General features: G+C 37.4%; 24 protein-coding genes and 2 pseudogenes. 2 read left to right on the top strand and 24 right to left on the bottom strand.

Going from position 1 to position 24,227, the window contains the following annotated elements; translation table 11 throughout:
- Positions 1-49: 49 nt before the first annotated feature.
- A complete protein-coding gene (locus tag ACGHCK_RS03080) occupies positions 50-931 on the top strand; it encodes an RluA family pseudouridine synthase (protein WP_202229716.1) in 882 nt (293 codons plus the stop codon).
- A 70-nt stretch (positions 932-1,001) separates the two neighbouring features.
- Here ACGHCK_RS03080 and ACGHCK_RS03075 read toward each other — a convergent pair whose 3' ends face one another.
- The 11 genes and pseudogenes from ACGHCK_RS03075 to guaB all read right to left on the bottom strand — a co-directional run bounded on the left by ACGHCK_RS03075 (position 1,002) and on the right by guaB (position 9,373).
- Entirely contained in the window at positions 1,002-1,847 is an 846-nt protein-coding gene (locus ACGHCK_RS03075) for a metal ABC transporter solute-binding protein, Zn/Mn family (RefSeq protein ID WP_202229714.1), read from the bottom strand.
- 54 nt (positions 1,848-1,901) lie between these two features.
- Positions 1,902-2,075 carry a hypothetical protein gene (locus tag ACGHCK_RS03070; RefSeq protein ID WP_202229764.1) on the bottom strand — a complete coding sequence of 58 codons (174 nt, stop codon included), beginning with the start codon at positions 2,073-2,075 and terminating at the stop codon, positions 1,902-1,904.
- A 2-nt stretch (positions 2,076-2,077) separates the two neighbouring features.
- Positions 2,078-2,506 carry a competence type IV pilus minor pilin ComGF gene (comGF, locus tag ACGHCK_RS03065; protein ID WP_237459870.1) on the bottom strand — a complete coding sequence of 143 codons (429 nt, stop codon included), beginning with the start codon at positions 2,504-2,506 and terminating at the stop codon, positions 2,078-2,080.
- Entirely contained in the window at positions 2,484-2,786 is a 303-nt protein-coding gene (gene comGE, locus ACGHCK_RS03060; protein WP_251420309.1) for a competence type IV pilus minor pilin ComGE, read from the bottom strand. Before comGE ends, comGF begins: the two co-directional genes overlap by 23 nt.
- A complete protein-coding gene (gene comGD, locus ACGHCK_RS03055; RefSeq protein WP_237459868.1) occupies positions 2,758-3,189 on the bottom strand; it encodes a competence type IV pilus minor pilin ComGD in 432 nt (143 codons plus the stop codon). The genes comGE and comGD overlap by 29 nt, the downstream gene beginning before the upstream one ends.
- A complete protein-coding gene (gene comGC, locus ACGHCK_RS03050) occupies positions 3,149-3,454 on the bottom strand; it encodes a competence type IV pilus major pilin ComGC (RefSeq protein ID WP_394304467.1) in 306 nt (101 codons plus the stop codon). Before comGC ends, comGD begins: the two co-directional genes overlap by 41 nt.
- A 17-nt stretch (positions 3,455-3,471) precedes the next feature.
- Positions 3,472-4,428, bottom strand: a pseudogene (gene comGB / locus ACGHCK_RS03045) (competence type IV pilus assembly protein ComGB); the annotation flags it as partial.
- A gap of 10 nt (positions 4,429-4,438) precedes the next feature.
- Positions 4,439-5,373 (bottom strand): annotated as a pseudogene (gene comGA / locus ACGHCK_RS03040) (competence type IV pilus ATPase ComGA).
- A gap of 178 nt (positions 5,374-5,551) precedes the next feature.
- Positions 5,552-5,728 (bottom strand): 30S ribosomal protein S21, encoded by a 177-nt coding sequence (gene rpsU, locus ACGHCK_RS03035; protein ID WP_003134539.1) that lies wholly within the window; start codon positions 5,726-5,728, stop codon positions 5,552-5,554.
- Positions 5,729-5,948: 220 nt separating this feature from the next.
- On the bottom strand, positions 5,949-7,595 hold the full coding sequence (locus ACGHCK_RS03030; RefSeq protein ID WP_251420311.1) for a glycerophosphodiester phosphodiesterase family protein: 1,647 nt from the start codon (positions 7,593-7,595) through the stop codon (positions 5,949-5,951).
- A gap of 296 nt (positions 7,596-7,891) precedes the next feature.
- A complete protein-coding gene (gene guaB / locus ACGHCK_RS03025) occupies positions 7,892-9,373 on the bottom strand; it encodes an IMP dehydrogenase (RefSeq protein ID WP_202229704.1) in 1,482 nt (493 codons plus the stop codon).
- A gap of 174 nt (positions 9,374-9,547) precedes the next feature.
- On the opposite strand from guaB, the gene ACGHCK_RS03020 reads away from it, so the two are divergent.
- Positions 9,548-11,146 (top strand): GH25 family lysozyme, encoded by a 1,599-nt coding sequence (locus ACGHCK_RS03020; RefSeq protein ID WP_202229702.1) that lies wholly within the window; start codon positions 9,548-9,550, stop codon positions 11,144-11,146.
- Positions 11,147-11,243: 97 nt separating this feature from the next.
- On the opposite strand, the gene ACGHCK_RS03015 is transcribed toward ACGHCK_RS03020, so the two are convergent.
- The 13 genes from ACGHCK_RS03015 to ACGHCK_RS02955 are packed head-to-tail and all read right to left on the bottom strand — an operon-like array spanning position 11,244 to position 24,226.
- The gene (locus ACGHCK_RS03015; RefSeq protein ID WP_202229700.1) at positions 11,244-12,611 is read right to left on the bottom strand and encodes a DUF2142 domain-containing protein; all 1,368 of its coding nucleotides are present in this window, start codon (positions 12,609-12,611) and stop codon (positions 11,244-11,246) included.
- 9 nt (positions 12,612-12,620) lie between these two features.
- Positions 12,621-14,345 carry a surface protein gene (locus tag ACGHCK_RS03010; RefSeq protein WP_271327890.1) on the bottom strand — a complete coding sequence of 575 codons (1,725 nt, stop codon included), beginning with the start codon at positions 14,343-14,345 and terminating at the stop codon, positions 12,621-12,623.
- A gap of 24 nt (positions 14,346-14,369) precedes the next feature.
- A complete protein-coding gene (gene tagD / locus ACGHCK_RS03005; RefSeq protein ID WP_251420313.1) occupies positions 14,370-14,786 on the bottom strand; it encodes a glycerol-3-phosphate cytidylyltransferase in 417 nt (138 codons plus the stop codon).
- Positions 14,787-14,810: 24 nt separating this feature from the next.
- On the bottom strand, positions 14,811-15,698 hold the full coding sequence (locus tag ACGHCK_RS03000; RefSeq protein WP_202229694.1) for a glycosyltransferase family 2 protein: 888 nt from the start codon (positions 15,696-15,698) through the stop codon (positions 14,811-14,813).
- 1 nt (position 15,699) lies between these two features.
- A complete protein-coding gene (locus ACGHCK_RS02995; protein ID WP_251420314.1) occupies positions 15,700-16,701 on the bottom strand; it encodes a glycosyltransferase family 2 protein in 1,002 nt (333 codons plus the stop codon).
- Positions 16,698-17,528 (bottom strand): LicD family protein, encoded by an 831-nt coding sequence (locus ACGHCK_RS02990; RefSeq protein ID WP_202229690.1) that lies wholly within the window; start codon positions 17,526-17,528, stop codon positions 16,698-16,700. Before ACGHCK_RS02990 ends, ACGHCK_RS02995 begins: the two co-directional genes overlap by 4 nt.
- On the bottom strand, positions 17,525-18,664 hold the full coding sequence (locus ACGHCK_RS02985) for a glycosyltransferase family 4 protein (protein ID WP_251420317.1): 1,140 nt from the start codon (positions 18,662-18,664) through the stop codon (positions 17,525-17,527). The genes ACGHCK_RS02990 and ACGHCK_RS02985 overlap by 4 nt, the downstream gene beginning before the upstream one ends.
- Complete coding sequence (locus ACGHCK_RS02980) at positions 18,657-20,090, bottom strand: lipopolysaccharide biosynthesis protein (RefSeq protein ID WP_271327889.1); 1,434 nt, start codon at positions 20,088-20,090, stop codon at positions 18,657-18,659. The genes ACGHCK_RS02985 and ACGHCK_RS02980 overlap by 8 nt, the downstream gene beginning before the upstream one ends.
- Positions 20,087-21,031 carry an NAD-dependent epimerase/dehydratase family protein gene (locus ACGHCK_RS02975; RefSeq protein WP_251420319.1) on the bottom strand — a complete coding sequence of 315 codons (945 nt, stop codon included), beginning with the start codon at positions 21,029-21,031 and terminating at the stop codon, positions 20,087-20,089. The genes ACGHCK_RS02980 and ACGHCK_RS02975 overlap by 4 nt, the downstream gene beginning before the upstream one ends.
- Positions 21,015-21,380 (bottom strand): DUF2304 domain-containing protein, encoded by a 366-nt coding sequence (locus tag ACGHCK_RS02970; protein ID WP_202229758.1) that lies wholly within the window; start codon positions 21,378-21,380, stop codon positions 21,015-21,017. The genes ACGHCK_RS02975 and ACGHCK_RS02970 overlap by 17 nt, the downstream gene beginning before the upstream one ends.
- Positions 21,380-22,111 carry a glycosyltransferase family 2 protein gene (locus tag ACGHCK_RS02965; RefSeq protein ID WP_202229682.1) on the bottom strand — a complete coding sequence of 244 codons (732 nt, stop codon included), beginning with the start codon at positions 22,109-22,111 and terminating at the stop codon, positions 21,380-21,382. Before ACGHCK_RS02965 ends, ACGHCK_RS02970 begins: the two co-directional genes overlap by 1 nt.
- On the bottom strand, positions 22,104-22,979 hold the full coding sequence (locus tag ACGHCK_RS02960; protein WP_251420321.1) for a glycosyltransferase: 876 nt from the start codon (positions 22,977-22,979) through the stop codon (positions 22,104-22,106). The genes ACGHCK_RS02965 and ACGHCK_RS02960 overlap by 8 nt, the downstream gene beginning before the upstream one ends.
- Before the next feature lie 2 nt (positions 22,980-22,981).
- The gene (locus tag ACGHCK_RS02955; protein ID WP_251420324.1) at positions 22,982-24,226 is read right to left on the bottom strand and encodes a glycosyltransferase family 4 protein; all 1,245 of its coding nucleotides are present in this window, start codon (positions 24,224-24,226) and stop codon (positions 22,982-22,984) included.
- Position 24,227 lies beyond the last annotated feature (1 nt).

Below are 24,227 nucleotides of genomic sequence, written 5' to 3'. Positions count from 1 at the left end.
TATATTTTGCCTATTCTAACAAAAAAGGCTTTGTGTTACAATATTCTATATGAAATTTAGTTTAATTTTACCAAAAAAAATTAAAAAGCAAAGTGTTTCGCATCTGCTTGAGTACACATGGTCAATGCCCCGCAAGCAAAGACATCTTTTGCGTATGAAAAAGCATCTTTTCATCAACGGACTGCTTGCAAGTTGGGAGGAAACTGTTGGACCAAACGACAAAGTAACACTTGTTTTCGATCAAGAAGATTTTGATTTCCTTACTGTTGAGCCGGGAGATCCGAGCCTCGCAGATATCTTATATGAAGACGAACATCTTATCATCGTCAATAAGCCCGAAGGTATGAAAACACATGGCAATAGTCCCCAAGAGTTAGCACTACAAAATCATGTTACAGCCTATCTCAACGCCCCAGCATTTGTCGTACACCGTTTAGATAAAGAAACCTCAGGAGCCGTTCTCTTTGCCAAAAATCAATTTATCCTGCCCATCATTGGTAAAATGTTTGAAGAAAACAAAATTCACCGTTCCTATTATGCAGTCGTCCAAGGTTATTTTAGCGAAAAAAACTTAACTCTCCATAAAAATATAGGAAGAGACCGACACAATCGCAAAAAATATGTAGCCAGCAAGAGAGGTAAAAAAGCCATCACCCACATAGAAACTCTCGACAAAAGCAAGAAGTACTCTTTGGTGCGGTGCACACTAGATACTGGGCGTACTCATCAAATACGTGTTCATCTCTCGAGTGAAGGACATCCTATTATCGGGGATCCACTCTATCATCCCTACTCAACAAAGAGCCGGATGATGCTTCATGCTGGAAAAATAAGTTTTGTTCATCCTTTATCTGGAGAAGACATCGAAATAGCAGCCCCGAGTGATACTTTCATCTATGAAAAAAGTCCACTTTTAAAAAGTGGACTCTAGGAGTTTTATGAAAAGATTTTTTTAGGAAGGACTTTATTATAGTGAAAGCTTCTTAAAATAAGCTTAAGTCCTATTTAATTGTTTCTTTCAAAAATCTTAGATTTTCTTCCATAATTGTCAGGTAACTTTCACCTGCTTTTTTTTGTTCGTCTGTCAGTCCCTCAACTGGGTTAATAGGCAGTAGTCGAGCTCCTGCTTCTCTTGCTAAAGTTTCTGCCAGCTTACTGCTAGAATTTTCCTCTGAATAAACTGTATCTAAATTGGCTTTTTGCATCTCATCTTTCAGTTTAATCAATGTGGCACTTGAGGGCTCCATTTCTGGATCAAGCCCTGTGATAGCAACCGGTGTCAAACCATAGTCACGCCCCAAGTAGGCAAAAGCTTCATGCTGTGTAATAAATGTCTTGTTCTTAGCCGTTTTTAACTGATCAAAACTCTGATCAATTTTTTTCAACTTATCGATATAGCTGTCAGCATTTTTAGTGAACTCTTCCTTATAGTCAGGGAATTTTTTAGATAATTCTTCTGCGATATAGCGTACTTCTAGAAGAGCAGACTTTGGACTAACCCATGTATGAGGATCGTCGCCAATTTTTTCTACAGGAGTACTGGCCTCTATTTTTATACCTTTGTTTTTCGCAGAAGATGCCCACGTTTCAAGATTTTTCGAATTGTAAACAATAACATCTGCATTTGTCAAAGTAGTCATATCTTTGGCACTTGGCTCGAAATCATGCGCTTCTTGGTTAGCAGGAACGATATTGACAACCTCAACTTTATCGCCCACGATAGCTTTGGTGAACTCATACATCGGCTCAAAGGTTGTCACAATTTGCGGCTTGCTGTCTGCTGCTTTTTGACAGGCTGTCAACAAGAGCAAAACAGGAATAAGTAATAAGAGAGTATATTTTTTCATAAAGCTAGTATAATATAAAGTCGAAATAATGTCAACCAGTTAAGTATTTTTGTTTTAATTTCTATTTTCCAAACGCTTATCAAGCTTTTCTCTCAGTTGAGTTTCTAAACGGTCACGTTGCAGCAATCTTTGTTTTTTAGCATTGACGGCTCCTTGTAAATAATATTGTAAAAGTAAGCTAAATATAAGTGAAAGAGCAAGAGTATAAGCTAAAATACTCGCTTTCAATTTTACTCCTCTAAAAATCTGTATAAAAATGTACGACTGCCTCCTTTTTCAAAAAATAGAACAATTTTTATCTTCTGTCCTTTTTGACTTATCTCTGCTTTTTTCAAATGGTGGATTATCGGTTGATAACCTCTGCCATCTGCATTTGTTTTTCGAAAATCTCCTCGTGAGGATAAACCAAAGCGCAAAGGAACTTTTTTATTTACATAGAGATAGTTACCCTCTACTCTGTCCAATGTTGTTCCCTCAAGCTCAGCTCGCATCAAGTTACAAAATAATTGCCAGTCTTGCGTATTATCCACTGTGGCTTGTTTCACTTCTTCATGAAAAAGCCTTGTCATACTTAGAAACAATAAGAAAGTACCAGATAATACCAATAAAGCAATGAGTGATTCCAAAAGTGTGAAGCTAGAAAGTTTTCTTTTTTTCAAGAGTAATAAGTACCTTTCCAGATTCCCAGACAACGATTTTTGAAGTGCTTTCCTCAATAAAAACTTCTACATCATTTATTTTCAAACGCTCTTCTCCTATATCTACCGCCATAAGCGCCACATTTAATGCCTCTATTTTTCTATTTTCTTCATGTGTTTGTTTCTTGACTTGTATAACTTGATCCAAAACAAAAGTGACTAAAAAAATGAGTAGAGTCATGGCTACCATGCTTTCCAACAAAATATAGGCTTTAAGAGATTTTTTTCTTATATTTTCCACTTCCAATTTCCAATTGATAAGATACTGTTTTCTCCTGATAAGGCAAATAGAGGGATATTTTCTGTAAACTTGAATTTCCTGCATTTTTATCAAAAGTAATGGAGAAATCATTGACTTCCACTTCCTCCGGTATCCTTAATTCTTCCTCCCGACTACGCAAATAACCCTTTATAGACTGTAGGGTCTGACTTTCTCCTTTTAGACTTGCAAGATACTGTGTATCCTTATACAAGCGCTCAAACTGTAAAACAAAAATCTCAGCACGTGCAACCCTTATCCCCTGCCTTACAGAACCTGCAAAAACCATAATAACAAAGGAACATATGAAAAGAACCAGCAAACTTTCTAAAAGAGTGAATCCCTTAATTCGGTACATGACGTTTGGCATTAGGATTTTTTGCATAATAGTCATTGTAGCTGTCAGCTTGTTTCTGCGTAATCAAACCAGAAGAAACAAGTTTTCCTAAACTTGGTCCCTCTTGCTTATCCAACTGATAAAGCTCCGCTTGACTTTCAACAACCTTCACAACAGCAGTCTGACCTGTATTTTCTATATTTTTCTTTTCTTTAGCTAAGTTAGGAATGAATAGCAAAAGTAAAACGCTAATAATAAGCAAAACAACTAGCATTTCGATCAGAGTAAAAGCCTTTAGAGTTTTATTTCTCATCCTTATCTCCATCTTTTCTACATCATAGATCCCATATTATTATATATGGGGAGTAACATTGCGACATAAATTAAAATAATCAGTACTGCGACAATCAGAAAAACCAGAGGTTGAATAAGTTGCATCGCCCTTTCTATTCTTTCAAAAAATCTGGACCAGCTTTCTTCGGAAAAAACGATCAACTCCTGACCTAACTTTGACTTAAGTTCTCCATACTCAACAATCAATGATAGTTCCTTTGTAAATATCGGATGAACCCTCAATGCTTCTTCAAACTTTTTCCCGCTGTCCAAAGAATAAAGAAGATCTAAACCAAACTCTTTGAAAATACGACTTTTCTGTTCCTGCATGATAAAACAAATTTGACGCAAATCCACTGCCTGAGCAAGCAAGTTGCCCCATTCTCTTGAAAAATAAGCAGTCAGATAAAGCTGTACAAAACTCCCTATGATGGGCAGTTTCACAAGCACTCTCATATTTTCTAAAGCTGTCTTTTTTCTAAAATAAAGCTTACAGATTAAGAAAAAAATAACGGATATTAATATACTGGATAAAAAAAGTAAAGGTAAGTTTTGAATAATTTTAACGGCTAAACTCGAGTTTTCTTCCAGTTGGGGTAATAAATAATTTTTCAGTCCCAACATGATGAAAGCCAAGAAAACTAGAAGAATTAAGGGATAAGTAGCAACTTGAATCAACTTTCTTCGAATGTTCAAAACGCGGGTCAGATTCTGTTCAACTAAACCTAACGTAAGTTCAATGTTCCCATGTGACTCTGCTAAAGACAACTGTGTCACAACATCTCCAGAAAATTTGAGATCATCTAAAATGCCTGAAAGACTCTTTCCTCTCAATAATCCCCTTCTCATTTGAGAGGTAAACTGCTTTTCCGTCAAGCCAGAGCGCTCAAGAAAATCAATAATTTCTCCGATATGAAAACCGCTCGTGAAAAGATTGTTCATTAACTGAATAAGTTTAATTTGTCTAGCTAGGCTCAATTTTTTCGTGTGAAGCTGTAGCAGGTGAGATAAATCCATCTGTAACCAACTGGTCAATCTGCGCATTCCAGAGTTCCGGCTGCCAATCTTCAAATTCTTTTTTTCATAAACAAGCAGTCCTTTTCCTGCAATTAATCGTTGATAAATTACTCTTTGAAGACTGGAACGCAATTCCCAATCCGTTAAACCCAGTTCTTTCAAGCGCGCAACTACGCCTGAGATGGAGCGCGCATGAACCGTTGAAAAAACAGTATAACCTGTCAAACTCGCCCGTAAAACTGCTTTAGCAGTCTGACTGTCACGTATTTCTCCAACAATAAGCAAGTCGGGTCTATGACGAAGTGACAGCTTGATTAAAGCATCGTAGTCATTTCCGATTACCTTATTCACTTGAAGCTGTAAGAACTCTTCCTCCACAAGCTCTACCGGATCTTCAATGCAAATAACTTGTTGATTTTTAAAATACTGCCGCGCACATCTATACATCAAGCTGGTTTTACCTGAACCAACGGGGCCTGAGAAAAGATAAAGTCCCCTTCCACCCATCATATTTTCAAAGATATCATTATGCCAGAAATCTAATTGAACTTGTCTTTGGTGTAAAAGACGTATGACCATGCTCTCCTGCCCCTCAAAATCACCAACAGTGGACAGACGCAGACGCTGTTCCCCGCTGCCTAACATATAAGAACAAGAGCCTAACTGTGTGCGCCTACTTTCTCCGAGATTCATCCCGGATACAAACTTCATATGAGCAATCAGAGCTTGACCCTGCTCAAGGGATAGATCTTGCTCAAATCTTCTTTCGGTTGCTGTGCGAAAATAAAGTTGGTAGCTTCCCCGCACAGCTATTAAATAAAGATCGTGCACCTTTTCTTCTACTGCTTGATGTAAAATTTTTTTCGCCAAATCCTGTATCATTCTCTCTCCCCTTAGATAAACCACACTGATTAGTACGAAAAAACTAGTGCATTGTCACAATATTTTTGAAAAAAAGAACACAGCTTGCTGTGCTCCACATTGCATATTTCCCTTCTGATGTACTAAAGTAAAACGAAATGAAAAAAACCTGTTCAAAAGACAGGCTCAAAATTTTCAATTAGAATTTTTTACGTTTACGTGCAGCTTCTGACTTGCGTTTAGCTTTTACAGAAGGTTTTTCGTAGTGTTCACGTTTGCGGAGCTCTTGAAGAGTTCCAGCTTTTGTTACTGAACGTTTGAAACGGCGGAGAGCGTCGTCAAGCGATTCATTTTTACGAACGATAGTTTTTGACATTGATTTCACCCCATTTCATTTTCATATTTACTCCCTAAAGAGCACTTTTAGCATTCTATCAAATTTTTCTTAGTTTGTCAAATTCTTTTACACTATGTTTATATCGTAAATCTCCGTAGACAAAAAATAATGACGTATTTCTTGAAAAAAGGGATAAAAAGCTGAATTTGCTTCCTTACATAAGCTCAACACTACTGGTTTATGCCTTTTTATATCTTACTTATCTATATTCTTTCTCCAACCGAATAGCTAAACCTGTATAGTTTGTGAAATAATTATCAACACCTAAAGAAATTGCTTTTTTAATATACGCTTCACTATTCAAGGTCCAAGCACTCGCAACTTTATTTTGTTTATGCACCTTATCAACATTATCCTTGTTCATGATGCTCCAGACCATACAAATCGTATCGGATACTGGGGACTTCAAAGCTTTATCAAGCTCTGCTTGAGTTTCTACTATTTGCATTTTAGGAATATTAGGAGCTATAGTCTCTATTTTCTGTAGAACATTTTCTGCAAAGCTTTGAGCGACGACATTATTTTCTAAACCATTTTGCCGAACCATATTCATAAAAGGAAGGGCCTGGTCTGCAGTTCTAAGTTCGACAATGTAGTTTACCTTGTTCCCATATCTCTCAAATACTGACTGAAGGGTGTGGATTGGTTCTCCATTGGCTACTCTAAGTTTCGAAATTTCAGAATCAGTCATATCTGAGTATAATCTATCTACTCCCGTCAAGCGTTTAGCTGACAAATCATGTGAAACATATAAAGTTTTATCTTTTGAAACAACAATATCTTGTTCAATATTCTTTGACCCTTGCTGTATTGCTAAGTCGTAAGCCGCAAATGTATGTTCCACACGTTCTGCACTTCCTCGATGTGAAATGACATATTTCCACGGATCAGCAACTGGCACATGAGGTTTTACTATTGCAACTTTATTATAAAATCGATAGATGAACGCTGCCATCTCGCCTCGTGTAATCGATGCATCTGGTCTAAATGTGGTCGGTGTATAACCTGTTGTGATTTCTTTAGAATATAGCCAACCTATATCATTTTTAAACATGTTGTTTTGCGTATCTTGAAAAGGGGACTCATACTTCCCGTTCTTTGGTGCCTTTCCAGATTCTTTTGCCATTCTATGTAAGAAGGCCGCCATTTGTCCGCGGGTTACATTTCCATTTGGATTATAGTGTGGTATCGTACCATTTGAAATATTTGCTGCTGTCAACCACAGGATTTGATTTTTATATTGGTTGATATCCGTATAAACATTGAATGGAGGTGTATAGTCTGGAGCTCCAGCTAAACGGTGGAGAAATACGGCCATCTCACCCCGCGTAACGTAATAATCTGGTTTATATGTAGTTGGTGTGTAACCTGTGGTAATTCCAACACTATAATTCCAGTTGATATAATTTTTGTAAATAGAGTGAGAGATGTCTTTAAATGGAGAAGAACCTGGATTTTTTACTGCTAATGCTTTTAAGTCAACTGGAATCTTAGGTAGATTTTTCCCCCTATCTAAACTATACTCAGATCGTTCTTCGGCTTGTTGCTCTGGCTTAATTTCAGTTGCATTAACCTTTCTCTCAGTTTCACCACTGTTGTCTGAAACTTCTTCAGTATCTGAGCGAACAGTTCCTGCAACAGAACTACTCGTGTCTTTACTGACTGGACTTTCATCCATATATTGGGGAACTTCACTCTCTGGCAATTCTACTGAGCCGCCATCGTCAGCTCCCTCTATTCTCTCTAAAGAACTGTGAGTAGTGATTTCACTAGCTCCTGCAACGACACCTTGTAAAGAGGATAAAAACACTGTCCCCAGCATTAAAATCTTTTGATATTTTTTCATACTTTCTCCCACAGACTCTCTTATTCATTGTCTAATGACTAAACTATTCATACTCATCCTAACATATTTTCTAAAATTCTGCTTCCCGTTAGGAGGCAGTCAAATACAAAGATTACCGTTCATCATCTTTCTATAGCTTCCCCACAAACCTTGTCGTAAATTAATTACATTTTTACAGGAAAAAAGAGGACAGTGTCCCTATCCTCCTTAAGCGTTAATACGATTATCTTTTCCAAAGCAGAAACTCTCGAGAACTGCAAGGCTATATAAAAACAGACCAAATCTGTTTTTATCAATTACTGTACTGAATAGTTAGGAGCCTCTTTGGTGATTTGCACGTCATGCGGATGTGACTCTTTCAACCCAGCGCCTGACATTTCGATGAATTGTGCAGATTCATGTAAGGCAAGAATATTCTCCGCGCCAGTATAACCCATTCCTGATTTCAAGCCACCAACCATTTGGAAAATGATGTCTGTAGCTGTTCCTTTATAGGCGACACGTCCCTCAATACCCTCTGGTACTAATTTATTTGCTTCATTGACAGCACCTTGGAAATAGCGGTCACTTGAACCTTTCTTCATCGCCGCAAGCGAGCCCATGCCTCGATACGTTTTGAATTTACGGCCTTGGAAGATTTCGAATTCACCTGGTGATTCGTCTGTACCAGCAAGCATTGAACCAAGCATTACTGCATCTCCACCTGCTGCCAAAGCTTTCACAATGTCGCCTGAATATTTGATTCCGCCATCAGCGATGATTGTTTTGCCATATTCACGCGCAACTGCTGCCGCATCGTAGATAGCAGTAATCTGTGGAACACCAACACCTGCTACGACACGCGTTGTACAGATTGATCCTGGGCCAATACCAACTTTAACGACATCAACACCAGCTTCAAAGAGTGCACGTGCACCTTCACCGGTAGCAATATTTCCTGCAATCAACGTACGATCTGGGAAGTGTTCACGAATTTCCTTAATCTTACGCAAGACACCAGCAGAGTGACCATGTGCAGTGTCAATAACAATAGCGTCTGCTCCTGCTGTGAAAAGTGCTTCTGCACGGTCAAAAGTATCAGAAGTTACGCCAACCGCTGCTGCAACCAAGAGACGACCTTGGCTATCTTTTGCTGCGTTAGGGAACTCAATCACACGTTCAATATCCTTGATTGTAATTAGGCCTGCAAGTTTACCACTTTCATCGACCAATGGCAGTTTTTCAATCTTGTGCTTTTGAAGAACTTCCTCAGCTTCACGCAAAGAAGTTCCTACAGGGGCTGTAATCAAGTTTTCAGAAGTCATAACATTCTTGATTTCTTGATTGTAGTTTGAAACAAAACGCAGGTCACGGTTTGTCAAAATACCCACAAGTTTACGATTTTCCAATGTTTCAACAATTGGTACACCAGAAATACGATAAGTAGCCATCAAGTTTTCAGCTTCTTCAATCTTATGCTCAGGCGTTAAGAAGAATGGATCCGTGATAACGCCCGACTCTGAGCGTTTTACTTTATGCACTTCCTCGGCCTGATCAGCAATACTCATGTTTTTATGAATAACGCCAAGCCCACCTTGACGCGCCATTGCAATCGCCATTTTACTGTCTGTCACAGTGTCCATAGCAGCAGAGATAATCGGAATATTCAATGTCAAGTTCTTCGCTAATTTGGTACGCATGTCCACCTCATTTGGCAGCACATGTGATTCTGCTGGAATCAACAATACATCATCAAAAGTGTAACCTTTTTTCAAAAACTTTGTTTCCCAATTTGACATTAAATTTATCCTCCAAATATATATTTTTACTATTCTATCACTATATTTTAGGGATTTCAATGATTTTTTACTAATTTTAAAAAAATTTTTTTAAATAATTTTCATTGCTTTGTGCTTTTTGGTAGAATAAGTAGTGATAGAAAAACTAATAATTAATATAGTAATGAGGAAAAAATGATTAACATAAAAAAAGCAGCCGTTTTTACCGGAATATGTTTCAGCATTCTTGCTGGCCACACAGTCAAGGCAGAAATTGCTGAAGTTCCGGTAGATAACCACCCAATGGGCTACTATGCCGAAGTACAAACAGCCGAAAACCCTATGGCAGCACCTCTTGATGCTCAAGGAAACTTGGCTGCTGTTGATGAGGATGGGCAAACTGTTAAAGAGGAACTCTCTGAAGAAGCAGATATTCCTAAAAATGCAAGCCGTTTTCGTCGTTCAGTTGCCAGAGAAAGTGAACAAACAAATCTAAGAAATGCCCCTTCAGATCTTGTTTCCAATGATGCAAGCTTGCCGCGTAAAGATGCGGTTGATATTGCTTCTTGGCAATCTTGGATGACCCAAAGTGACTTCAATCAGTTAAAGGCACAAGGGGTTAAAACAGTCATCGTCAAACTGACCGAAAGTACAAATTATGTCAATCCCTACGCCAAATCACATATCCAAATGGCACAAAGGGCTGGACTTGTAATTGCCGTTTATCATTTCTCTCACTTTTCTGAGTCGGGCAGAACTGCTCAAGCTACAGTAAACAATACAGCTCGAGCAGAAGCAAATTTCTTTGCTTCAATCGCTAAACAATATGGACTTCCAGCGAGCACTGTCATGATTAACGATGCTGAATATGTTCCAGCTGGCAGTGTCGGCAGTATGCCTTACTGGGATTGGACGATTGCCTCACAGAATTTTGCAGATCAGCTTAAAAAACAAGGCTTTGCTACCACACGTCATTACACTTCAAAAGCTTGGGCTGTTGACGGAACCGGTCAAATGGAGCCAAAAAAATTGGGCGCAAAAAATCTCTGGATTGCCCAGTATCTTTACGGAAAACCTAGTGCCTCTAATCTCCAAAATACACAGTTTGGCGCATGGCAATATACAAGCCAAATGTACTTTACAAACTTTAGTAAACGCAGCCCTTTGGATGTAAGCATTGATTATGCAAATATTTTTAGCAGCGGAGAGCTTCCAAGAATTTCAGTGAAATTTGTTCATCTTCCTGTTAAAAATCCAGGTTCTTCTCCATTTAAAGACATCTCTCACTCCATTTACAAAAATTACATCAACTGGAACTATAGTGTTGGGATTACCACAGGTTACACACCAACTACATATAATCCCGATGCAAATGTCACTCGCGGAGAGATGTCTGTATTTCTTCACCGTTTAGCTGGAGCTCCAGGCTATACACCTCCATTCAATGTTTATACGGATATCAACCAGTATAAAAACCAAATTCTTTGGTTGACAGCAGCAAATATTTCAAATGGTACGATACCACACTACAATCCAAATGGAAATGTAACCCGTGGACAAATGGCAGCCTTCTTGCATCGTACAGCTAAAGCTATGGGGAAAGCACCAGCTTCAGGAACCTATAGCTCACCTTTCACAGATATAAACAATAACATGTTCAAAAATGACATCAACTGGTTGAAGTCAAAAGGAATCACAACAGGCTATACGCCTACCACATTCAGACCTGATGCCAGCATCACTCGTGGAGAGATGGCAGCCTTTATCAATCGCTTTTACAATACTTTACGATAATAGAAAAAACGCTTAACCTTGGCATGTTTGTGCACATGGTTAAGCGTTTTTACTTATAGGAACCCAAAAGCAATTTTTAGTTCTACTTTTCTTCTTGCTATAGATAATAGATGCCAAACAAGGTAGCAAAAATTAAGATAAAGTTAGAAACAAAAGCAAGCCCGACAGTCAAATATAGGACTGAACGTTTGGACAATATTTTGAGTGGAAGAGCTGTATTAGACAATCCTAAGGCAAGTAAGGGAATAAATGGCGTAAAATACCTGCCCTGCTGACCATAGATTGCCCCTGCCACGATGTTATTAGGTGCAGGATTATAGCCTGCTCCCAAAAATGTCAAAAATCCATGATAAACACCTAAAAAATTGGCTAGAAAAAGCCCCAAAGCTCCAAAACTTAATAATTTTGATTTTACAAACTTCTCCTCGGACAGCATAACAAGCACTAGGAGAATATACCATGCTCCTGCTACCCAATAAGGCATGTAATTGTAACCTGGGTAAGGTGAGACAAGCAAGCCGATAAATATATTATTCGTTGAAAGACCCGGTGCTAGATTCACCATGAAATTAATAATAATGCGGTAAGCTGAAAACAATAAACTAGGTTTAAAAGTGAAAACAGCAGCCAAAGCCAATACCAGCAATGCCGTACCGGTAACACTCAAAATCACAAGACTTCTGCGGTTCAAGTTAAGAAAACTACTTTTTCCTAGCTCTTTACGACGTTGAAGAAATAATACAAAAGCAACGAGTGGAAAAAGAGCCACTAAAATCTTTATGTTTGTTTTTGTCCCTATCATAACAAAAACTGTCGTGGCAAGCATCGCAAGTGCGTACTTCCAAGTCATACGTTTAGCTTCATAGACATTAATCGTAATCATGAAGACCAGCAATGCTGCAATATAAGAAAGTGTATCATAAGATAAACTTGCCGTCGTAGCTACGATAACTGGTGTCAGGGAAAGCGCCATAAAAAGTAACTTCCCTCGTTTCAAGTACTTAATAATCATGCAAATCGCAAAGCTAGCAACTAAACTAGAAACCAAACGCCCAACGACGACCATAACACCAACAGATGGATAAATATGATAACCTAGCCAGACACCAAAAGCCGGGATGGCATGACCTAGAAAGTTAAAGTTTAAGACCGGCGGGATAGAACTTGTTCTTGGAATTTTCTCTATCGGCATTTTTACAATTTGATTTTCAAAGTACTTTTCAAACCAATCGCCCCTCTGATAGGCAGCTTCCTGAACATCCGTACCTGTTCCTATGGGTTCACCATAGGCAGACAAATCATTGCTGAGATGTGCAATATTTGAACTCACCGAATAATGCCATTGGCCATCCGGTTCACTAAACAAAGGCATCCCGATGGAAAGAACACTACTGATTATCACCGCTACAACAAAATAAATTTTATGGAGATTTTTCTCAACCTTATCAAATTCTTTAGTTTTCATATAATCTCCTTACAAATATTTAATAACAGCAAAAACAGAAACAGCACCTATAAGGATAAAAGCCACAACACTAATAACTATCTTTTTTAGCACATCTATTTTTCTTACAGGAGCATCACTAATCAATAACGGATGGTATTCATTTTCTCCTGCCGCAAAATCTGGGATACTCCCATTAAGTGTCGGCAGAGCCGTATTGGATTTTGAAACCGTGCTTTCACTGATTGAAGTTCCATTCTTTGAAATTCGAGTAGAATAATCCACATCAAAATAATGAATCTTATTGTTCTCTGTATAGTTTTGTGCGGCCTTAATCTGATATAGAAAATACTTTTCACCCTTACTCAAGCCATATATTTGGATAAGGGAGCGATTGATAGCTCTGTTCTTGTCTAAGTCAAAGTTAAACCGAGTCGTAGCCAGAGGGATTGCTCCACTCCCTGATGCAATCGTGTATCTTTGTCCTCCCTTAATGACTTCAGCAATGGAAGAAAGATTGCTGTCTAAGTCTTGCACTTCTCTCCAAGAACCATCGGGTGAGTATATCTCTTTTACCTCTCCTCTCTCGCGCCCCAAAACATATTCTGCACCGGAAGCCAAAGATAATTTTTCACCGTCAATCATCGCAAAATTAATACCCGAAGTAACCAAATCAGGAGTGGTCGCCAGCTGGATACCATTTCCATTTTGAGTCGTGGTTGCCTGCAAACTTAGATTGAGTTCAAGCGGGTTTGCCGCTGAAATCAATGCTTTATTCATATGTGTCTTGACTATGACCACAACATCTTGATTCAAACCCTCACTAAACCCTACCGTTGCAGCAACAACAGGAGAGGGACCACTTGCAGTATTTTCATCAAAGGCAAGGAGATTGGGAGTAATTTTTACCTCAGGATTTGAACTCTCGATGGAATCCACAACAAGTTGAGAATTGGCAGGCAGGGACAACGTCACTGAATCTGTCGTGTGTAGCAGATTCCGGTTGATGATAAGATGGTACTCCAAACTCTGATCCAATGAGACAACATACTGACCAAAAGTGGTTTTCTCCTCTGGGGTTACACTTTGCAAATTAAATTTCAAGTCTGGACTCGTATTCTCCAAATCAATGGAAAAAGTTTGATTGTTGTTCTGCACATCAATCAACTTGACATAGTTCAACTGGGCATCTAAAACAGCCGTTAATCCTGCAGACAACGTTGTCTCTGCAATTCCTTTTTGATTGGTAAATTTATTTGTAAATTTGCCTGGCTGATAAAAAGCTACTGGAGATTCTGGTACATCTGATGTCTCTAAGTTTAACTGCTCAATAATAGCTTTCCCATTAGAAACCAGAATACTATTCATTATTTTTCTAGCATCTGCATCATTAAGTATAATTCCTGGGCCAAACTTCAAACCATTATCAAAAAGAACTTCATCTCCTTGAACTTTCATCCATTTTGGAGCACTTTGAAGAAAGGTCTTCCATGCTCCCCCCTCAAGAAAGCTTTGTGAAAACTCCCCCTTCTTGATTTGCTGCATAGCAACCTCAACATTCAAAGCACTGAAAGAAGTATTTATGACAGGTGTCCCGTTATTGCTCACTTCAATTCTAGTCGATAATTTCTCTACTTGTGCAGCCTGTGCTTTTACTGGGGCAAATAGCATGTTCAAAAAAAGGAGGCCAAAAAACGTACAAAAAAGTATGTATGGCATCTTTCTTTTTAATATGGGTAGATTTTTTTCTAACATGAGCTCTCCATTTTTACCTACGAATTATTCTTCTTTTTCTTGATACATTTCCCAAAGGTCTTTTTTTATTTTAGAAGAAGATGTTTTTCCACGTGGAAAATACATTATTTTCAAATTTGGAAACTGTTCTTTAAGGCTATCAAATTTGCCCCGCCAGTCATCTCCCATGGCAAAAATATCGACATCGAACATATCAATATAGAGCGCTTTATCATCCCATGACTGTTCTGGCACAACCAAATCAACGTAGCGTATTGCTTCTAAAATATATTTTCTCGTATCATACTCCTGATAAGCTCGTTTTTGTTTTTCATTCCAGTTAAACTCATCCGTAGAAACCATAACAATCAAGCGATCGCCAAGATTACGCGCATTTTTAAGCATATTGATATGACTCTCATGTATAATATCAAATGTTCCTGCAACTAAGACTGTTTTCATTCTTTTTCCTTTCAATTCCTATACTTAAAATTTATATTTAAACTTCCAGTACCGGTAAAACAACCAACCAAATGGGAGTAATGACTGAACAAGGGCTTTCTGACCACTTTCTTGAACAATCTCTTTTCTACTCTTATGCGCAACGTAGCCATAAGCAATGTACAGGAGAGCATTTCTTAAGCGAACTTTTAGAGTAAATTCATCTGTCATCGCCATCTTTGCATTGAGCATGGCTCCAAGTGGATTATTGATGAGTAGCATTCTGCCAGAACTTGTATAGCCATCTTCAAGATACTCTGTGATATAGATAATCTTATTAATGAAGAGTGAGTCGCCCTTTTTAGCCATTTCTTTCCAAGCCACTCCTTCACTCATGAAGCGTTCGCTAGGGATATCTGGAAATGGGCTTGATTTCATAATTTCAGCATCTATGATTTCTGCCTTATCTCCTTTTATCCCCATATTATACCTGACCTCATTGAAATTTTTAATGAGATAGTTCTCAGGAAACTCTTCCCCTATTACCTCTGTTTCACTGTAGCCTCGTAAAAGGCTGATTCCCATAAGCTTGTTTTCTTTTACAATATTCCATGAGCTAAGAATTGTTTCCACTGCATCAGAAGTCAAGTAGTCATCACTGTCTACAACAAATACAGCATCAGTAGTAACCGCTTTAGCTCCTGTATTTAGAGCCCTGTGCTTTCCACCGTTTTCTTGCTTAATATATACAATCTTTATCTTTTCTTCTTTGATAAATTCGTTGATTAGCTCTTCTGTATTATCACTGCTTCCATCATCGACTACTAACCATGTGAACTCCAGATTGGTCTGCCCTGTTAAACTTTCATAAAGCTTGGGTAAGACATATGCTCTATTGTATGTAGGGGTCAGAATTGTCAAACTATATCCCATGTCAAATTCCTTGTGTTCTGTATATTCTATTCATTTCTCTTCCTAAAAGGTGGACGACTACTTTGAATCCAAATATTTTATAAATGTATTTTATCTTTTTGACTGTGGGATGCCCCTCAATATTTAAGATAAATTTATATTGTTCCAAGTTTTTTATTATTTGGAGACTCGCCGTTTTATCTTGTTTCTGATATTCTTTAGCTTGCCCTAAGAGAACTACATATGGATAGGCCAAATAAGATAAAAAAGCTTTTTTTATTTCTTTATTTTCTATTTTTGAAGCTCTATCGAAGTTAGCAACCAAAATTTCTTCTAAATCCTTCATACTTTGAAGAGAGACTCTTTGCGAAGTTTGACTCACTCCTGTTTTAATCCAAGTGTAAAAATGATAATTGTACCAGTCGTAGCTTTGAGCTACAGCAATTAAATCTGCTGTAAAAGCTGTATCTTCATTTCTCATTCCTACTGGAAATTCCAAATGATATTTTTTTATTAAATCATTTTTGATTACCTTTGTCCAAACAGCTCGAACCAATTTATTCCCTACAATTAATTCTTTCAAAGCGACTTCTGTAGGTTGTTTTAATACTCTATCTCTTGAAAAATTAGATTCTCCTACATGATCTACGTTTCCATTACGTTCAATTGCAGAATCAAACATTAAAACATCAGCCTTAGATTCTAGAAGTTGGCTGTTTATAGCCGCCAAACCATCTTTAGTCGACCATAAATCATCATTATCCATAAACATAATATAGTCGCCCGTGGCTTCTTTTAAACCTGTGTTTCTAGACTTTGATGTCCCTCCATTTTCTTGATGAATGGTTTTCACTCTGGAATCAGCCTTTGATAGTTCATCGCATATATTTCCAGAATTATCTGTTGAACCATCATCTATTAAAAGAATCTCTAAATCTTGATGTGTTTGCTGAGTAATGCTGGATACGCATTTTTCGATATACTTTTCCGAATTATAAACTGGGATAATAATGCTAAATTTCATGATTTATCCTTCCAAAACCATTTATAGTATTCATGATTTACTCTCTCATTTTCTGGGGGTAATTTCATATAATCGCCATACTGACGGGAGAGATAAGCATCATGATCTTTCAGTTTTCGAGAAATCAAATGCTCAAATTTTACATCTTCATATTCTTCCCAGATTTTTTTAGGAAAAATTGCATTTTTATAACCAGTATACAGATATGAGACTAGATTGTTATCTGTATTATTGTATTTTTGCATAAAGAGATCTAACTGTTCAGCTAAAGTTCGATATTTTCCACGGTATTTGAGATGCTGCGGCATCCACAAAATCAACTTCCCCCAAAAATAAAGTTTTCTGCTTGCACTGGCAAAGTCTAAACCATGAGGATTTGAAGCCGTTAATCGAACGGCTTTTTTCAAGAACTCTTTTTTAAACTGCTTTCGTTCTTCCGCATCATCCGGTAAAATATCCATCGGAAAAATATCTAAAAACACTCCTGTTCCTCTATTCAAATTATCAATTTTACTTTCAAATGTTGTACGTGTATCATATAACTTTGCAAAAGGAAGATAAGTTTCTCTGACTTTATAGTAAAGAAGAGCATATCTCTCATCTGGGAGTTTTTCCATCAAAATCTTAATGAGGCGTTCATAGTTTGATCGTGTAAGCTCGATGTCAATATCATCATCCCATGGAATATAGCCCCCATGACGCATAGCTCCAATCAAAGAGCCGCCAGCTAAAGTATATTCAATACCATTTTCTCGACAAATAGTATCGATATAAGCCAGTTGGTCAAGCTGTATTTCACGAAGTTCTTCTTGAGTTATCTCTTTCATTTTTTCTCGTCCAATTCTTTGAAAACTTTTACGAAAGCTTCTGCTGATTGTTCCCAAGTAAAGTTTTCTACCACATTCTTAGAGACTTTTTTCTGTATGCGTCTCATCTCTTCTTTATCCGCAATGATTTTTCTCAGCGTTTGAAGTAGTGCAGATTCACTGTTTTCGATAATAAAGCCATAACTTTCATCTGGCATAATATCTCGTGCTCCACCGACAGTTGGAGTTGCAATTACAACATTCTCTAGCATGGCTGCCTCAAGCATTGCTGTCGCAAAACCTTCACTCCGAGACATCAGAACAAAAATATCCGATTTCGCATCTAACTCTAGTACGCCCTCATAAGGGAGTCGTCCTAAAAATTTTATATTTTCTTGTTGATACTGTGTCCGAACATCCTTTAATAGTGGACCATCACCAGCTATAATCAGTTCCAAGTCCTCTCGTTCTTTTGAAAGCTTTTCAAAAGCCGAAAGCAATATTTCAACGCCTTTCATCTGTGGAATCAATCGCCCAGCATAGGAAATAACAATCTTATCCTGGACTTTTTCTATCTTTTGGTTATTATACTCTTCAATGGAGACTGCATTAGGAAGTGTACCTTTTGCATGTATGTTAAAAGTTTTCAACCATTCAGAAGCTTCCTTGGATACACCATAAAAAAGGGAAGTATTTTTCTTCACCTTCTTTATCAACCAATGCTCAATTTTTTGTAAAAATAAATCTAAAATGGGCTGGTTCAAGGTAAGGTAGGACGAACCATGCTCGATAACGATTGCTTCTTTTCCTTTTTTCTTTGCCAGTTCAGTTCCTAACAAGGCAGGAAGGTGAAAACGAGTATTGGCGATATAATAATCAATGGGTTCAGATGAAATTTTCTTTATTAAAGAATGATATAAGGCGTTCTTTTTCAAAAATGGATATCTGTTTTTCCAAATATTTTTTACAGGAAGACGATAAATTTTTATTCCATCTTGTACCTCTTCGTTAAGCAAATCATCACTATGCTGAGTCGTCACTATAATGACATTATAGCCCCGCTCGTGCAGTTTTTTACTAACATTGTAGGTATAGCGTTCGACACCACCTAAATGAGGCAGGTAATATCCATTAAAAATCGCAACTGTTTTATTCATTATTTTTCACCAATTGTTTTATATTTTTCAAATCGCCAGAGAAGTACAAGAAAACTACAATCAAAGCTAGCCAAATACTTCCTCTCACAAGAAGGGTAACAAAGGAATTTAAAATATTAGTAAAATCTTGTGTGAAATATAAAACTGCATAAAGTAGTATTCCCAGAATGAAAGGTTTGATGAGATTTCGTACTATTAGACGAAACTTCCCTTCAAGTGCGCGACTCATTAACAAACTTCCTGAAATAATAAAATTAATGATATAAGAGATGGAAACTGCAATTGCCACAGTATCTATTGAACCAAAGGAAATTCCAACTATGATGCTTATGCAAATAGTTCCTAAAGAAACTATCCCATTAAAGGATTGGATCCTCACAAGATTTCTTGCCTGCCATATCGCTGGCATCATCTGTGCCAGCATCTGTGCCCATATACTCAAACTTAAAAATTTCAAGGGCACGACTGCTCCGCCCCATTGATTCCCAAACAGCAAGTAAATGATGGGTTCAGCATTGAGTGAAAAGAAAACAGATACCGGAATAGCGATAAAGGCGAGGATTTGACTAATTTTTAAATATGTATCTCTTATTAAAGGGACATTTTTTTCATGTTCGGCCAAAATAGGTTGTAAAACAGGATTGACGACACTTAAGAATACAGTTATCGGAAGTGATAGCAATTGATAACTTCTTGAATAATTTCCTAAGGGCTTGGCGCCAAAAAACTTACTTACAAGTAGGTTATCGAAGTTACGATAAAAGTAGTTTAATAATAAAAAGCTCGTTTGATATTTTACAAATGAAAAGATTTTCTTCATTGGGCCAAGATGCATTGACCTTGTAAACTTAATATCTACCAGTCGTAAATTCAACACAAGTATGATTGCTTCAATCATCGTAAAGGTGATTACCAATGAATATATCCCAGCATGCATTAATGCAGCAGTTATACCCATTACCCCGCTAATTATGCTTGCCCCAGCCAATCTAAGGCTGATTGCCTTAAATCTCTTTTCCTTACTGAGGATACCATTAGGCACTTGGTTCATCGCTGCAGTAAGAATTATAAGTGACATTGACCAACTGATCGGAATATAGATTGGGTCGTTGAAAATTGTTGATAATGTAAAGCCACCAACAACTCCGAAAAATAGAGAGGTAATCACGCCAATTAAGATTGTATAATTAAAAATCACTCCATAATCTTCAAGCTTCAACTCTTTATTTTGCACAATTGCTGGTGCGATAGCCGTACCAGTTAAGAGTTGGAAAAATAAAATTAACACTTGTACCGTAGTTACTATCCCTATTTGCTCAGGGGTCAATAGCCGTGAAAGCACCATATTGAGGATGAGTTGTACAACTACGGTACTGTACTGAGCAATTGCCGTGAAAAATATTCCTGATTTAAACTCGTTTTTCATTTGTGAAATTCATAATCTAAGTATTTCTTCATTCCACTTTCGAGATTATACTTTGGATTATATCCTATTTTCTTTAATTTTTGGATGTTACTGATTGAAAGTTTAATATCGCCTTCTCTTGGTTCAGCATATTTGACATCTACCACTTTGCCTAAATTGCTTTGGGAAAAGCGAATCAAATCATTCAAAGTCGTCTTTATTCCAGTCCCAACATTGTACACTTGGCCTAAAGATTGGTCAGATGTGGCAATAAGAAGCAGCGCTTGGAGAACATCATCAATATAGACAAAATCTCTTGCTTGCTCACCATCGCCAAAAATTGTCAAAGGTTTCTGGTTTTTCAGGCGATCCACCAAAATCGAAATAAAACCTGAATATGGGGAATTAGGATTCTGGTTCGGACCATAGACATTGAAAAAGCGCGTTGCACTTGCCGGAATTTTGTAAAGGTTATTATAGACCATGACCATTCTTTCCGAAGCAAATTTATCAACCGCGTAAGGTGTTAGAGGACGAATGATGCTTTCTTCCTGTTTTGGAAGAGTCGGTTCATCTCCATAAACCGCTGCACTTGAAGAAAAAATAAAACGTTTGATCGATTTTTTATTTTTCCGTAGAATCTCTAAAATCGCCATTGTACTATCAAAATTGACTTGATGAGTTTCATATGGACGAGCAACTGAATCCGCTACAGAGGCCACTGCTGCAAGATGAAAGATATAATCAAAGTCATTTTCGTCAAATACTTTCTCAAGCAGATCTTTATCCGTTACAGAGCCTTTTATTTTTATTAAATTACTCGAGCTATTTAGGTTAGAAAAATCTCCCATTGAGAGGTCATCAATAACCGTAACCTTGTTGTTAGGAAGAAGCTTATTAGCCAAAGATGAACCAATAAACCCTGCCCCACCAGTGATTAAAATATTATTGTTTTGAATCATTCTTATTTTCCACTTCTTCCACATTCTTCTTAAGTAGTGATATTTCTTGAACTAAATTTTTTATTTGCTTTTCGGCAGATATTAAAGACATCTGATGTTTCAAAACAATTATCAGTAAAATACTCACCAGTATAAACAAAGATAATGCTGTAAGAGTTTGAATACCAAAGAAATGTGCTACTTCACTTCCTACTTCTGGAAAAAGCGCTCCAAACAGAATAACTAACGCTAGAACCAGCCATTTCAACATGTGTCGAATTTCTGCTCTATCTTTTCTAACAAGATGAATCGTATAAAAAAAGAATGAAACTGCTAGAATAATCGCTAATATTCGTAGTTGTAACGGCATCATTTTCTACCCTTCCCTAATAGTGACGTTGCTAAAATGGACAACGAAACACTAATCATATAGTTTACACCTTTTAAAAGGCTTATGCTAGATGTCCCCGTAGTTCGTTCAAACATTCTTACCCCTACTTCTTTTACACGAATATTTTTGGCAAAAAGATGCATGTAGCTTTCTGGCTCTGGATACTGCCGAGGATACCTTTTCACAAATTGCTCAATAACTTTTCTATTCCCTGCACGATAGCCACTGGTAACATCCATTATACGTATCTTTGATGTGAAACGAATCAAAGTGGACAAAATCTTAATTCCAATTTGACGTGTTCTTGAAGACTTAAACTCTGAATTGCTCTCATCAAGGAATCTTGAACCAACAGTAAAATCTGCTTGGTTATTTATAACAGGGTCTATCAGTTGCGGAAGTGATTCGATATCATGTTGTCCATCACCATCAAATTGGACTGCGATATCATAACCCTTTCTATAGGCATACATATATCCTGTCTGTACAGCTCCACCAATTCCAAGGTTTTGAATGAGTTCAACATGATTAATCTTGTTCTCTTTCAGCACTTCTTCTTCGTTATCTGTCGAACCATCATTTATGACTACATAATCTAAGTCATAAAAAGAACTTTTAATATAATTTTCTACTTTTTTGATATTCTCTGCAATGCCTTCTCCCTCGTTATACGCAGGAATGATTAGAAGAATTTTTGCTTTGTTAGTCAAATCTATGAAATTCCTCTCTTAGTCTTGGATTTGTCTTTTTCACTTGTAACATTAATTTAATCAAGTACTTCCATCTGATTCCAGAATCTCTTTTCAAAAGACCTTTCAGAATCATTTTAACATATTTTCTTTTAAGTTGACAGAGCAAGTCGGGCTTATAGGCTTTGTAAAATCGATATTCGCTGCTAAAAATACTATGAAATCTTTCCTCTGACAGACTGGATAAATCTTGAACTGATAGCTTATGGCTAAGCTTACATTGCAACACCTTGACCTTTTTATGACTCGAAATGATTTTTGAAAAGATCCAATGGTCCAGATAGTCAAGAGGAAACTCTTTTGTAAAACCACCGATTTGTTCAAGGAAAGACTCGTTCAGCGTTAGCGTACTGGATATTCCAGAAATATCTTGGTGATAGACACCCGCTTCTCTTGGGTAGAGGAGCATGTCCAAAGTCTCACTTGCTGTGGGAGAAATCTGTGTTGTGCCATCATATATTTTCGCGCAGTAAGCAACGATGTCACTCTCTCTTTCTTCACCTTCTAACTCAGAAAACAGAGTAAGCATATAGCTTTCTGTAAGTAAGGTATCATCGTCCAGCAACATCAGCCATTCGTCTTTTGACAAAGAGAGAGAAGTCTCATATGCTATACGGGTCCCTCGTTCTTTAGGATTAGGATTATAAAGATATGTGAGTGAATGAAAAAGAGGGGAAAGCTTTATCTCTGAATAGTCTATAGCTCCGTTATCAAATACAATGACATTGAGCTTTTTTTTGATTGCATCACTAAGTTTGACAAGTGATGCAAAAGATTCTGTTTCCGTGAATTTTTGGGCATAAGCGACCAAACAAATTGTTATATTCATATTTATCGTTTCTTAAATTTCAAGAGCACTCTTTTAACCGTTCTCTTTATTTCAGACTTAAACGAACTTGAACTGTCTGCATTCACTGTGAGTAGATTTTCTATATGTCGCACGGCTTTCTTCTCACTGCCTTGGACTTTTTCAGCTTCTTCAATAAACGTTTTATAAACAAACTCTATAGAATATTTCTCTCGTACTTCCGAAATTTTATTGATGCTGTTTTGCTTTTGCTCTGTAAAAGTTTCTAGGCTCAAGCTCATTTTTTCAGATAAGGCTTCAATATCTCCTAAAGGATACATCTCTCCTTCTTGAAAAATCTTGTATGCAGACGCGTAACCCGGGTTGTCCGATATGATAACAGGAAGTCCCTTGAGTAGAGCTTCAATATAAACCAAACCAAAGGTCTCCATAGCCGAACTGCTGACAAAAATATCCTTATCTGTAAGTTCTTCCCAGGGATTATCCAGATGACCGGTCAACTTCACATTTTTCAAATTATATTTCTTAATATAATTTAAGCACTTGATTTTGTAGTCTTCATCTCCGGCACCGATTAAAACAAGATCAACATCCGTTTTTCCAGACTGGTGATAAGCTTTTAAAAGTTCCAATTGATTTTTACGTTCGGTCAAACGCCCTACTGACACAAAACGAATATTTTCTCCTTTTTTTAATGGCGAGGCATCCACTTCGCTATAAGGAATGAACTGCTTAATGTCTTTTTCTCCAAAGAGAAGATTCAGTTTTTGATTCAGAAGCCCTGTCACACTGTAGATTTCTTTCGAATACTCTGCTATAAAATCTATCTTATCAAGATAATAAGCAAACTCATTTTCTGGAAACTCATGGATTAACCAAAAATGAGGAATTGACTCACACGCAGCAGCAAGCGCGCCTTGAAACATATTCACCGTATTAGTAACCACTAAATCTATGCTGTTTTCCTGAATCAGTTGTCTGATTTGCGCAATGTTTTCGCGATAATAAAAGGCACGAACCTTAGCATCTTCTGGAAGCCCTCCTGGTGCATCTTCCCACCACCATTTTCCTGCTGGAAGAATATAGGTATCGATACCCGAAGCCTTAAATTTGTTTTGGTAACTTGTTTTATCCTCCCCTTGATAACCTGGTGCAACATTTATCACTTTGTTCCCACGTTTAACTAACGCAGTCATCAGATAAAAAATTGAGATTTCTGCTCCATTATCAAAGGTACCTGTTGGAGAAACGAATAAAATATTTTTCATT

This window comes from Lactococcus muris, from assembly GCF_042849115.1.
Lineage (GTDB): Bacteria > Bacillota > Bacilli > Lactobacillales > Streptococcaceae > Lactococcus > Lactococcus muris.
The sequence above is the reverse complement of the archived record's forward strand: the minus strand, read 5'-3'. Positions and strand labels throughout refer to the sequence as shown.

What these genes read in the sequence shown, in the direction of transcription:
- ACGHCK_RS02955 (WP_251420324.1), bottom strand. Translation starts at nt 24,226, where the DNA reads ATGAAAAATATTTTATTCGTTTCTCCAACAGGTACCTTTGATAATGGA.
- ACGHCK_RS03010 (WP_271327890.1), bottom strand. Translation starts at nt 14,345, where the DNA reads ATGTTAGAAAAAAATCTACCCATATTAAAAAGAAAGATGCCATACATA.
- ACGHCK_RS03075 (WP_202229714.1), bottom strand. Translation starts at nt 1,847, where the DNA reads ATGAAAAAATATACTCTCTTATTACTTATTCCTGTTTTGCTCTTGTTG.
- ACGHCK_RS02985 (WP_251420317.1), bottom strand. Translation starts at nt 18,664, where the DNA reads ATGAATAAAACAGTTGCGATTTTTAATGGATATTACCTGCCTCATTTA.
- rpsU (WP_003134539.1), bottom strand. Translation starts at nt 5,728, where the DNA reads ATGTCAAAAACTATCGTTCGTAAAAATGAATCGCTTGACGACGCTCTC.
- ACGHCK_RS03000 (WP_202229694.1), bottom strand. Translation starts at nt 15,698, where the DNA reads ATGGGATATAGTTTGACAATTCTGACCCCTACATACAATAGAGCATAT.
- ACGHCK_RS02975 (WP_251420319.1), bottom strand. Translation starts at nt 21,031, where the DNA reads ATGATTCAAAACAATAATATTTTAATCACTGGTGGGGCAGGGTTTATT.
- ACGHCK_RS03080 (WP_202229716.1), top strand. Translation starts at nt 50, where the DNA reads ATGAAATTTAGTTTAATTTTACCAAAAAAAATTAAAAAGCAAAGTGTT.
- guaB (WP_202229704.1), bottom strand. Translation starts at nt 9,373, where the DNA reads ATGTCAAATTGGGAAACAAAGTTTTTGAAAAAAGGTTACACTTTTGAT.
- comGD (WP_237459868.1), bottom strand. Translation starts at nt 3,189, where the DNA reads ATGCAAAAAATCCTAATGCCAAACGTCATGTACCGAATTAAGGGATTC.
- ACGHCK_RS02990 (WP_202229690.1), bottom strand. Translation starts at nt 17,528, where the DNA reads ATGAAAGAGATAACTCAAGAAGAACTTCGTGAAATACAGCTTGACCAA.
- ACGHCK_RS03015 (WP_202229700.1), bottom strand. Translation starts at nt 12,611, where the DNA reads ATGAAAACTAAAGAATTTGATAAGGTTGAGAAAAATCTCCATAAAATT.
- ACGHCK_RS02960 (WP_251420321.1), bottom strand. Translation starts at nt 22,979, where the DNA reads ATGAATATAACAATTTGTTTGGTCGCTTATGCCCAAAAATTCACGGAA.
- ACGHCK_RS02980 (WP_271327889.1), bottom strand. Translation starts at nt 20,090, where the DNA reads ATGAAAAACGAGTTTAAATCAGGAATATTTTTCACGGCAATTGCTCAG.
- tagD (WP_251420313.1), bottom strand. Translation starts at nt 14,786, where the DNA reads ATGAAAACAGTCTTAGTTGCAGGAACATTTGATATTATACATGAGAGT.
- ACGHCK_RS02995 (WP_251420314.1), bottom strand. Translation starts at nt 16,701, where the DNA reads ATGAAATTTAGCATTATTATCCCAGTTTATAATTCGGAAAAGTATATC.
- comGC (WP_394304467.1), bottom strand. Translation starts at nt 3,454, where the DNA reads ATGAGAAATAAAACTCTAAAGGCTTTTACTCTGATCGAAATGCTAGTT.
- ACGHCK_RS03020 (WP_202229702.1), top strand. Translation starts at nt 9,548, where the DNA reads ATGATTAACATAAAAAAAGCAGCCGTTTTTACCGGAATATGTTTCAGC.
- ACGHCK_RS02970 (WP_202229758.1), bottom strand. Translation starts at nt 21,380, where the DNA reads ATGCCGTTACAACTACGAATATTAGCGATTATTCTAGCAGTTTCATTC.
- ACGHCK_RS03030 (WP_251420311.1), bottom strand. Translation starts at nt 7,595, where the DNA reads ATGAAAAAATATCAAAAGATTTTAATGCTGGGGACAGTGTTTTTATCC.